An 11,591-nucleotide genomic window follows, 5' to 3' on the forward strand; every position below is an offset into this window, starting at 1 on the left:
AATGAAATGAGGGAAAAAGAAGAACCCAAATCCGGAGCTCAAAAAGAGCAGCGGAAAGGCAGGTTTTCGGCAGGTTCGATTTTGACTGGCAGCTTCCTCGAAAAAGAAGGGCTGATTCGTCAGCTTCCGTTCATTCTCTTCGTGTTTTTTCTTTTCATGCTTTACATAGCCAACGCCTATTACGGTGAAAAAACGGTTTTCAGAATTGAGCAATATAAGTCGGAAATGATTGAGCTGCGCAGCGAATACATTTCATCGAAAACCAGGCTGATGACGGGAACCAATATCAGCAAACTGAGTGATAAACTGAAACCCGAAAACATATTTCCATCCCATACGCCCCCGGGAAAAATATTTGTTCAAAAGACGGAAGATGAGTAAAAAAGATACTACAGTTAATAAAACGGTTTTCAGCAGAGCATTTCTGATTTATGCTCTGTCGGGAATTTTTACCATCGCCATCATCTACAAGCTGATTCACATTCAGTTTGTCGAAGGGGAAGAACTGCGGCAAAAAGCGCAAAATCTTTCAGTGAAATTTGTCGACATCCAGGCGCGACGTGGAAATATTCTTGCCGATGACGGAAGCCTGCTTGCAACCTCGGTTCCACGCTTTGATCTGTTTGTCGATCTCAGCCCCAAAACAATTGATGAAAAACTTTTCAAAGACAGCATTGCTGCGCTGAGCAAACACATGAGCGAATTCTTCAAAGACAAATCTGCCGAAGAATACAAGACCCTGCTGAAAAACCAAAGAGCTCAAAACAACCGCTATTTCCGCATTGCAAGAAATCTTGATTTCTTCGACATGAAAGAAGTGGCGTCATTTCCCGTTTTTAACGCTGGCAGATACCGCGGTGGACTCATCGTTGTGCAGAACGACCGCCGCGAAATGCCTTTCGGTTTCCTTGCCAAACGAACCATCGGATATATCCGCGACAACTTCCCGGTAGGAATCGAAGGGGCCTATGAAAAAGAGCTGCGCGGCACCGATGGGAAGCAGCTCATGAAGCGTGTTTCGGGACAAAACTGGGTTCCTGTTGATGACAAAGCCGACATACTTCCGCAGGATGGAAAAGACGTAGTAACAACCATTGATATTCATCTGCAGGATGTAGCAGAAACAGCGCTTGCCACACATCTTGAGAAACACGAAGCGCATCACGGTTCCGTCATTCTTATGGAAGTGAAAACCGGCGAAGTGAAGGCCATTGCCAATCTTCAGCGAATGCCCGACGGAGTTTATGCTGAATCATACAACTACGCCATAGGTGAAGCCTTTGAGCCCGGATCCAGTTTCAAACTAATGTCAATGCTGGTTGCTCTCGAAGATGGAAAAGTAAACCTCGAAGACAAGGTGAATACAGGCGACGGTTCATTCCGTTACGGTAAAAAAGAAGTGATGACCGACTCGCACAAAGGCGGCCATGGGACCATCACAATCAGACAAGCTTTTGAACTATCATCAAACATTGGAATTTCGAGTACGATTGTAAAAGCATATGGTTCAAATCCTCAGCAATTCATTGACGGGCTGTATAAACTTGGAATCAACAAAACCCTTGGACTTGAACTCAAGGGTGAAGGTCAGCCCTATATAAAAAGCAGAAGCGATAAAACATGGTCTGCAACCAGCCTACCTTGGATGTCAATCGGCTATGAACTCCGAATGACCCCCATGCAGATTCTGGCCATATATAACGCAGTGGCAAACGACGGAGCACTGATGAAACCAATGTTTGTAAAAGAGCTGCAGTATGCCGGACAAACCGTGCAAAAATTCGAACCGGTTGTTCTCAATAAATCAATTGCCAGCAAAAAAACCATTAAGCTGGCACAGGAACTGCTTGAAGGCGTGGTTCTGAGAGGCACTGCAACAAATCTTAAAAATGCAGTATTCCCGATTGCAGGTAAAACAGCCACGGCGCAAATTGCCTCTTCCGGCGGCTATAAAAACAATGAGGGACCTGAATATTTCGCATCCTTTGTTGGCTATTTCCCGGCCGACAATCCGCGCTATTCCTGCATTGTGGTTGTAAACAAACCAAAAAAAGGACAATACTACGGAGGTTCAGTCGCCGGACCGGTCTTTCTTGAAATTGCTGAAAAAATTTATGCAACCCGCGTTGAAATGCGGCAGCAAGATACTGTTGATACTCCTGTGAAAAACGAACCGGGCTGCATATATTCGGCTTACAGCAAAGCCATCGACATGTATATGGAGCTTGGCGTAAGTCTTAAAAGTAAAGTAGAAGCCGAAAATGATGATCTGGTGTATATTAATCCGGGTTCTGATTCTCTCACTTACAGAGTGAGCAATCCCGACAAAGCCAGACTCATAAACCTGCGTGGAATGGCAGCTCCGGACGCGATCGCCTATCTTGAAAGCAAAGGCGCGGTGGTCTCACTTAGCGGTAAAGGCTGGGTTGCATCACAGTCTCCTGAACCCGGAACACCCATCAGACAAGGAATGAAAGTTAAACTAACGCTTGGTCCGCGATGATGAAGCTACACGAAATATTGACTAGCACTGATGCCCGTGTTGTTCACGGACGCGATGACATCAACGTGAAAGGAATGACTTCCTCGAGCCGCGATGTCAAAAAAGGATTTGTGTTTTTCGCACTCAAAGGCGTAAAAACCGATGGACACAGTTTTATTTCTGACGCCATAAAGGCAGGTGCAGTGGCCATTGTCTGTACAGATATTCCGGCAGATAAACTTGAAGGAATTACCATTATTAATACTGAAAACGGCAATGAAACCTATGCTCAGGTTGCTTCCAACTGGTATGGTAATCCTTCGGCTCAACTCAATCTTATTGGCGTTACCGGGACCAATGGTAAAACTACCACAGCCACCCTTCTATTTGAATTATTCAATAAAACCGGAATTAAGTCAGGGCTGATTTCAACAATCCGCTACATTGTTCCGGGCAAGGAATATCCTGCCACACATACCACTCCCGATGCACTTGTACTAAACCGCATGCTGCGCGAAATGGCTGATGCTGATTGTGAATATTGTTTCATGGAAGTAAGCTCGCATTCTGTTATTCAGGGACGCATACACGGACTGAAATTCACAGGAGGTATATTCACAAATCTTACGCACGATCATCTGGATTATCACGGCACTTTTGCCGAATATCTGAAGGCAAAACAACTCTTTTTCGATCATCTTCCAACAACAGCATTTGCGTTGTACAACAATGATGATGTAAACGGGAAAGTGATGGTGCAGCACAGCAAAGCAAAATGCTACAGCTACGCATTGAATCGTCCGGCTGATTTTAAAACAAAGATAATTCACAACGCCATCACTGGGTTAGGGCTCAGCATCAACGGTACAGAAGCATGGTTCAAGCTGGTTGGAAGATTCAACGCTTATAATCTCACCGCCATTTTTGCAACCGCTGTTCTTTGCGGAATGACAAAAGAAGATGCGCTCATCACCCTGAGTTCGCTCGATGAAGTGGATGGACGATTCAATGTAATCAGGACTGAATCAGGTATTACGGGCGTTGTTGACTACGCTCACACACCGGATGCTCTAAAAAATGTTTTATCCACCATCGAAGAAGTGAATGAAGGTGGTGGTGATATAATTACTGTTGCCGGTGCAGGCGGAGACCGCGATAAAACCAAGCGTCCGCTGATGGGACAAATGATGGCGCGATATAGTCAGAAAGTTATTATCACCAGCGACAATCCCCGCACCGAAGATCCAGCAACAATCATCAACGAAATAAAAAACGGTATTGATATTTCGGAAATGAAAAAAGTGGTTTGCATTACCGACCGGCGCGAAGCCATAAAGACCGCGTGTATGCTGGCAAAAAAAGGTGACATCATACTTGTTGCCGGCAAAGGTCACGAAACCTATCAGGAAATAAACGGCGTCCGAAATCATTTCAATGATGCCGAACAGTTGAACGAATTTTTAAAAATGTAAAGATATGCTCTACTATTTGTTTGATTTTCTTGACAAGCAGTACGATTTCCCCGGAGCAGGAGTATTTCAGTATCTGTCGTTCCGCGCCGCTCTGGCTGCGGCTCTCTCGCTCTTGATATCTCTTGTTTTCGGTAAACGCATTATTAATTTTCTTCGGAAAAATCAAATCGGCGAAGACATACGCGATCTCGGACTCGAAGGCCAGATGCAGAAAAAAGGTACTCCAACCATGGGTGGTATCATCATTCTTGCGGCGATTCTGATTCCTACATTGCTTGTTGCAAAACTTCACAATATTTATATTATTGTGATTCTGCTCGCAACGGTATGGCTTGGGGCCCTTGGTTTTGCGGATGATTACATCAAAGTGTTTCGAAAAAACAAAGCAGGGCTGCACGGAAAATTTAAAATTCTCGGACAGCTGGGACTGGGACTGATTGTGGGTTTCGTAATGTATTTCAATGACAGCATTGTGATTCGCGAAAAAGTCGACACGTCGCAACACCTCACCGAAGCTGATGTACTCAACAAAGATTGCAAAAAAGAAGCTGCTGACTTTTTCAGAACCGACGAAATAAAATCGCTCAAAACCACCATCCCATTTGTCAAGGACAATGAATTTGATTATAGTGTTCTCACAAGCTGGATGGGCGATGCAGCTACAAAGTGGGGCTGGCTAATTTTTATTCCGATCATCATGTTCATCATTGTCGCAGTTTCGAACGGAGCCAATCTGACCGATGGGATGGACGGACTTGCGGCGGGAACGTCCGCCGTTGTGGGAATTGTACTTGGGCTCCTGGCCTGGATTTCCGGCAACTTCATTTTTGCCGATTATCTGAACGTAATGTATATTCCAAATTCAGGAGAGCTCACCATCTACATCAGCGCCTTTGTTGGAGCCATGATCGGATTCCTCTGGTACAATTCATATCCGGCTCAGGTGTTTATGGGCGACACCGGAAGTCTCACCATCGGAGGCATCATCGCCGTATTTGCCATCATGATCCGCAAAGAACTACTGATTCCGATTCTTTGTTTTGTATTTGTTATCGAATCGCTGTCCGTCATCATTCAGACTACAGTTTTCAAATATCGCAAAAAAAGATTCGGTTATGAATATGCATCTTCTCACCGTGTATTTCTTATGTCGCCGATTCATCATCATTATCACAAAAAAGGATTGAACGAAGTGAAAATAGTCAACCGCTTTATCATTGTCAGCATCTTCGCTGCCATTCTAACCATTGTAACTCTCAAACTGCGCTAAATAAAACCAACTACATGAAAATTGAAACTCTTGCACTGCAGGGAAAACACAATCTGAACAACAACATGGCTGCATCGGTTGCTTCCACACTGTTTGAATTCAGAAAAGAAACATTGAAAAAAAGCTTTCAGACTTTCCAGAAAACGGAACACCGGCTTGAGTTTGTGGTTAAGGTGCACGGTATTGCGTTTTGGAACGACAGCAAAGCCACCAATGTAAATTCGACCTGGTATGCGCTGGAAAGCATGAAAACGCCGATTATCTGGATTGCCGGAGGCACTGATAAAGGCAATGAGTACGACTGTCTGTTTGAACTTGTGAAAAACAAAGTGAAAGCATTGGTTTGTTTGGGCGCCGACAACAGAAAGCTGATTGAAACATTCAGCCCGTATGTTGAAGTGATTGCCGATACTCACACAATGGAAGAGGCTGTTAATGCAGCATATCAGCTCGGAAATCCGGGAGATGTAGTATTAATGTCGCCCGCTTGCGCCAGTTTTGATTTATTCGAGAATTACGAAGACCGTGGAAAACAATTCAAAAACGCCATTCGCGAATTATAAAAATGAAGTTTTTCTCTGAACATATAAAAGGTGATAAAGTAGTCTGGATAATTGTACTCCTGCTGAGTCTGTTCTCCATACTCAGTGTTTACAGTTCCACCGGGTCTCTGGCATTCAGGTATCAGGGCGGGAATACAGAGTATTATCTTTTAAAACATGTTTTCACTATTGTCACCGGATTGTTCATTATGTATCTAATTCATAATATCAAATACACCCGGTTTTCACGAATTGCGCAGTTGCTTTTTATTCTCTCAATTCCTCTCTTGTTCTACACTTTGGTAAAAGGGACAAACGTAAACGATGCCAGTCGCTGGCTTACAATTCCCTTCATTGGCATTAGCTTTCAAAGTTCCGATCTTGCGAAACTGGCGGTCATCCTCTTCCTTGCACGATCGCTGGCACTCAAACAGGATAAAATTGACGATTTCAGAAATTCATTTGTTCCAATCATTTGGCCGATTGCACTCGTAACTGTTTTGATTTTTCCGGCCAACCTTTCAACAGCGGTTCTTGTTTTTGGAACAGCTATGATCATTATGTTTATCGGCCGCGTACCTATAAAATACATTGGTGCAGCGCTTGGAATTCTAATAGTGATCGGTGCTCTGGCGGTGCTCATAATTATGCAGTCACCCGGGAAAGGTCGTACCGGCACCTGGGCAAACCGCATTGAGTCTTTCTTTTCAGACGAAGAAGATGAAGGCGACTATCAGGCTCTGCAATCAAAAATCGCCATTGCCAATGGCGGAATAACAGGTAAATTACCTGGAAACTCAACTCAAAGAAATTTTCTGCCACATCCCTACTCCGATTTCATTTATGCTTTACTGGTTGAAGAATGGGGATTATTTGGAGGAATATTTGTTTTATTGCTCTACCTGATTTTATTATATCGCGGAATTCGCATTGCGACCCGTAGTCCGGGATCCTTTGGCGCATTTCTATCCATCGGTCTCACCATCATGATTGTATTCCAGGCACTCATTAACATGGGCGTAGCTGTCAATCTGCTACCGGTTACAGGCCAGCCATTACCCATGGTCAGCATGGGTGGTACTTCCATCTGGTTTACTTGTATTTCGCTTGGAATTATTTTGAGTGTGAGCCGGAACAAAGAAGAAGAAGAAAAAAAGGAAATTTCAAATGAAAACACAAAAGCCTAAATTCATATTCTCGGCTGGTGGTACCGGTGGGCACATCTACCCGGCGCTGGCTACAGCCGATGCCTTGCGCGACATGCTTCCCGATGCAGAAATCCTTTTTATCGGAGCAGAAAAAAGAATGGAGATGGAAAAAGTACCGCATCATGGCTACCCAATCATCGGCCTTCCAATACAAGGGATTCAGCGTAAAATTACTTTGAAAAATTTTGTAGTTCCTTTCAAAATTACAATGAGTCTGTTGAAAGCAAGTAAAATTCTGAAACAGTTCAGGCCCGATGTGGTAGCTGGTTTCGGAGGATATGCCAGTGGTCCGGTTTTGCGCAAAGCAGCAAAAATGGGTATTCCAACTTTACTTCAGGAACAGAATTCTTTTCCGGGTCTCACCAACCGAATACTTTCAAAAAAAGCAGATTCTATCTGCGTTGCGTACCCCGGCATGGAACAGTTTTTCAGTGCGGAAAAAATTACACTTACCGGAAATCCAATCCGCAGTGAAATATTTTCGCAAAGTATTTCATCGGAAGATGGAAGAAAGTTTTTCGGACTCGATCCGGATAAAACAACAATTCTGGCCATTGGTGGTAGCCTCGGAGCCAGGACAATCAACGAAACAGTTTGCTCAATGATTCCTGAAATCATTTCAAGAGATTACCAGATTATATGGCAAACCGGAAAGTCCTATTCATACAAATCATGTAATAAAATTGATTTCGAAAAAAACAAAAACATTGTTGTTCAGGAATTCATTTATGAAATGCCGCAGGCGTATGCTGCAGCAGATGTTATTATCTCCAGAGCAGGAGCAATAGCCGTTTCAGAAATTGCAGCCGTTGCCAAACCCGTCATATTTATTCCATCGCCCAATGTTACCGATGATCATCAGACAAAAAATGCGATGGTTTTTGTCAACCGCAACGCAGCGCTGCTGGTGAAAGACGATGCGGCTCGTGAAACGCTTAGCACAACATTATTTTCGCTCCTTGATGATAAAAAAACAAGAAGTGAAATGTGTGAAAACCTGAAACAACTTGCCATGCCCGATGCGGCAAAAAGTATTGCGAAAAAAATTGTTGAACTCCGGGAAAAGAAACTGAATGAACGTTAAGAATATACATATTGCATATTTTCTGGGCATTGGCGGAATCGGCATGAGTGCGCTCGCACGCTATTTCAATATGAATGGCGTGAAAGTCTCCGGGTATGATAAAACATCAACGCCGCTGACACGCGCGATTGAAGCTGAAGGAATCTGCGTTCACTACAATGCTGACAATACTGCTGTTCCGGCTGATGCTGACATAGTGGTCTATACTCCTGCAATACCGGCTGATTTCGAAGAATGGGAATTTATCCGACAGTACAATTTGCCTGTAATCAAACGCTCGGCAATGCTTGCCGAAGTTATCAACTCGCTGAAATCAATTGCAGTTGCAGGCACTCACGGTAAAACCACCATCTCGGCCATGATTGCACATTCCATGGAACACATCGGGAAACCTTTTCTTGGCTTTGTTGGTGGTGTTATGAGCGGATACAATAAAAATATTTTTCTTCACGAAAATGCAGAATGGGCTGTTGCCGAAGCCGACGAATACGATCGATCCTTCCTTGCGCTCCATCCGCATATCGCTATCATAAATGCCATTGATGCTGACCATCTTGACATCTACGGAAAAATAGAAGAATTGCACAAATCGTTTTCTGATTTTGCAGCGCAGACAAATTCCGGTGGGCACGTTCTCGTTTTTGACGATACGGATAAAGACAAACTAACTTTACCTTCGAACTCAATTCTATACGGCTTTAAAAATGTCAAGGGCTATTCAGCACGAAACATACATGTCTGCAGCGGCTGTTTTGCATTCGACGTTTATCTCGACAATCAATTGCTGGAAGGCGGAATTCATTTGCCTGCCGCCGGCAGACATAATGTTCAGAATGCAACTGCTGCATTCGCGGCACTGCACATTGCAGGCTGCAATCCGGCACAAATAGCACAGGCGCTCGAATCATACCCCGGCGTAAAACGGCGCCTGGAGCTGGTTGCAAAAAACGACAGAATAATCTATTACGATGACTATGCTCATCATCCGGCAGAAATTGATGCACTCATCAACACCATTCGGGAGTTATATCCTAACAAAACAATCACCGGAATTTTTCAGCCGCATCTTTTCACACGCACACGTGATTTCGGAATTGAATTTGGAAAATCGCTTGCAAAACTTGATGTGCCGGTTGTTACCGACATTTATCCCGCCAGAGAAAAGCCGCTCCCGGGTATTGATTCGGATTGGCTTCTGAAGCTGATTCCAAATGATCAAAAAAAATATATTCCCTACAACAGAATTCCTGAAATCGCAGAGGTCTGTGCTGACGGCATTTTGCTTACCATCGGAGCCGGAGATATCGACGCACATATAGCAACCATTAAATCCTGCATTGAACAATCATGAAGCCGGTCTACAAAATATTGATCCTGTCGCTTGTCATCATTGCTGTGCTGGTGCTTCTCAAATTGTCGAAAGATAATTTTAAAAAGCAAAAAATCAGTCAGGTCAATATCATCATCAACACACAGGGAGGTCCCGAGCTGGTGACTGAAGAAGAAGTGCGTGGTTTGATTTCACAGGGATACGATTCTCTGACCAAGCGGCAGGTAGGAGAAATTGATCTGGAATGGATTGAAAATATTACCCGCACAAATCCTTATGTGCTGACTGCAGATGCGTTTATTAATATCGATGCAAGTCTGACTGTGGATATTCTGCAGCGAAAGCCAATCCTTCGGGTTTTCAATCAGAAAAACGAATCGTTTTTTATTGATTCAGAAGGCAAAATGCTGCCATTGAACAGAGGCGCTTCTCCAGGCCTGATTGTAGCTGCAGGAAACATTCAGGAGCGTTTCCTTCCGTCGCAGTCTTATCAACATTTCGACTCAGTAACTTATGACCAGACCAGAGTATTAACGACCATGCATAAAGTGTTTTTGATTGCTGCAGAGATTTCAAAAGACACGTTTCTCACCCGGCTGATCACACAGATTTATGTTGTCGACAACGCGCATTACGAGTTGATTCCAGTTATCGGAAATCAGAATATTATTCTTGGCGACGTTGATGGATTAAGAATAAAACTTCGTAACCTTCATCATTTCTACAAAAAAGGTTACAGCACCATAAACTTCAACAAGTACAAAAGCTTTGACATCCGCTTTCACAACCAGGTGGTAGCAATTAAGAAAGTGTACGAAACCAACGAGACAAAAAAAGAAAACGATATATGAACGAAAATCACGAAATAATGGTCGGTCTCGACATCGGGACAACGAAAATCGCCATGATTGTCGGTTATCAGAATGAACACGGCAAACTCGAAATTCTGGGATACGGGAAAACAGAGTCGCTGGGCGTGAAACGCGGTCTGGTGGCCAATATCGAAAAAACCGTCGAAGCGATAAAAAAAGTGGTTGAAATCACTGAAGCAAAAAGCAATGTGAATATCCGCACCGTGAATGTCGGAATTGCAGGCCAGCACATCAAAAGCCTGCAGCACAGAGGCAGCATTATCCGCGACAACACTGAATCTGAAATCGGTCAGGAAGATGTTGAACGGCTGATTGAGAACATGTACAAACTCGTGATGCCTCCGGGCGAAGAGATCATTCACGTGATTCCACAGGAATACATTGTCGATGGTGAGCAGGGCATCAAAGACCCGGTGGGAATGGCCGGCGTGCAGCTCGAAGCAAACTTTCACATCATCACCGGACAGATCACGGCAGCACGGAATATCGAAAAATGCATTACGCGTGCTGATATTTCAATGTCCGATATGGTGCTGGAACCTATCGCCAGCTCATATTCAGTACTTAGCGAAGAAGAAAAAGAAGCAGGTGTAGCACTTGTCGACATCGGCGGCGGGACCACTGATATAGCCATTTTCCAGGACGGCATCATTCGTCACTCGGCTGTTATTCCATTGGGTGGAGACATCGTTACAGAAGATGTTAAAGAAGGTTGTTCGATACTGAAAAGTTATGCGGAAACTCTCAAAGTGAAGCATGGATCAGCCCTGGCCAACGAGGTGAAAGATGAAATCTATATTTCAATTCCAGGATTGAAAGGTCGCCCGCACAAAGAAATTTCAATGAAAAATCTCGCACGCATCATTCAGTCACGCATGGAGGAGATCATTGAATTTGTAAATTACGAAATAAAAAATTCAGGCTACGATCGCAGGCTAATTGCAGGCATTGTACTCACAGGCGGCGGTGCGCAATTGAAAGATATCGCACAGCTCTGTCAGTTCATCACTGGCCATGAAACACGCATCGGATATCCGAGTGAACATTTGTCTGCCAACGTTGATAAGGAACTGCTGCTGCCGATGTATGCAACCTGCATCGGGCTTGTGCTCAACGGAATTGAGAACTCGCTTGCTTCTCAGTCAAATTCAAAGAAAATAATTCCAAACCAGGGCAAGAGAGAAAGGGGCGGATTTATCAAGAAAATTTTCCGCGGTGGAATGAACTTTTTCGATGAAAACATCAGTTGAGTAATTAACAATTTTCGTCGAACAGCTGTTGATAAGTTTTTTGCCTACTGCTGAAATTATAAGACAAACAAAACTAATTTT

At 43.9% G+C, this 11,591-nt stretch carries 10 protein-coding genes; all 10 read left to right on the top strand.

What is annotated here, in order from left to right; all coding sequences use genetic code 11:
• The first annotated feature begins 78 nt into the window (after positions 1 to 78).
• The 10 genes from A2W93_08895 to A2W93_08940 are packed head-to-tail and all read left to right on the top strand — an operon-like array spanning position 79 to position 11,510.
• Positions 79 to 381 carry a hypothetical protein gene (locus tag A2W93_08895; protein OFY55275.1) on the top strand — a complete coding sequence of 101 codons (303 nt, stop codon included), beginning with the start codon at positions 79 to 81 and terminating at the stop codon, positions 379 to 381.
• Positions 374 to 2,503 (top strand): hypothetical protein, encoded by a 2,130-nt coding sequence (locus tag A2W93_08900; protein OFY55244.1) that lies wholly within the window; start codon positions 374 to 376, stop codon positions 2,501 to 2,503. The genes A2W93_08895 and A2W93_08900 overlap by 8 nt, the downstream gene beginning before the upstream one ends.
• A complete protein-coding gene (locus A2W93_08905) occupies positions 2,503 to 3,954 on the top strand; it encodes a UDP-N-acetylmuramoyl-L-alanyl-D-glutamate--2,6-diaminopimelate ligase (protein OFY55276.1) in 1,452 nt (483 codons plus the stop codon). Before A2W93_08900 ends, A2W93_08905 begins: the two co-directional genes overlap by 1 nt.
• Before the next feature lie 4 nt (positions 3,955 to 3,958).
• Positions 3,959 to 5,224 (top strand): phospho-N-acetylmuramoyl-pentapeptide-transferase, encoded by a 1,266-nt coding sequence (locus A2W93_08910; GenBank protein OFY55245.1) that lies wholly within the window; start codon positions 3,959 to 3,961, stop codon positions 5,222 to 5,224.
• 14 nt (positions 5,225 to 5,238) lie between these two features.
• Complete coding sequence (locus tag A2W93_08915) at positions 5,239 to 5,787, top strand: hypothetical protein (protein OFY55246.1); 549 nt, start codon at positions 5,239 to 5,241, stop codon at positions 5,785 to 5,787.
• A gap of 2 nt (positions 5,788 to 5,789) precedes the next feature.
• The gene (locus A2W93_08920) at positions 5,790 to 6,953 is read left to right on the top strand and encodes a cell division protein FtsW (GenBank protein ID OFY55247.1); all 1,164 of its coding nucleotides are present in this window, start codon (positions 5,790 to 5,792) and stop codon (positions 6,951 to 6,953) included.
• The gene (locus tag A2W93_08925; GenBank protein OFY55248.1) at positions 6,934 to 8,058 is read left to right on the top strand and encodes an undecaprenyldiphospho-muramoylpentapeptide beta-N-acetylglucosaminyltransferase; all 1,125 of its coding nucleotides are present in this window, start codon (positions 6,934 to 6,936) and stop codon (positions 8,056 to 8,058) included. The genes A2W93_08920 and A2W93_08925 overlap by 20 nt, the downstream gene beginning before the upstream one ends.
• Positions 8,048 to 9,409: a UDP-N-acetylmuramate--L-alanine ligase gene (locus A2W93_08930; GenBank protein ID OFY55249.1), complete on the top strand. Its 1,362-nt coding sequence runs from the start codon at positions 8,048 to 8,050 to the stop codon at positions 9,407 to 9,409. Before A2W93_08925 ends, A2W93_08930 begins: the two co-directional genes overlap by 11 nt.
• Complete coding sequence (locus A2W93_08935; GenBank protein OFY55250.1) at positions 9,406 to 10,239, top strand: hypothetical protein; 834 nt, start codon at positions 9,406 to 9,408, stop codon at positions 10,237 to 10,239. Before A2W93_08930 ends, A2W93_08935 begins: the two co-directional genes overlap by 4 nt.
• Positions 10,236 to 11,510, top strand: a complete 1,275-nt coding sequence (locus tag A2W93_08940) for a cell division protein FtsA (protein ID OFY55251.1) — start codon at positions 10,236 to 10,238, stop codon at positions 11,508 to 11,510. The genes A2W93_08935 and A2W93_08940 overlap by 4 nt, the downstream gene beginning before the upstream one ends.
• Positions 11,511 to 11,591: the final 81 nt, after the last annotated feature.

It is taken from the genome of Bacteroidetes bacterium GWF2_43_63 (assembly GCA_001769275.1).
Lineage (GTDB): Bacteria > Bacteroidota > Bacteroidia > Bacteroidales > DTU049 > GWF2-43-63.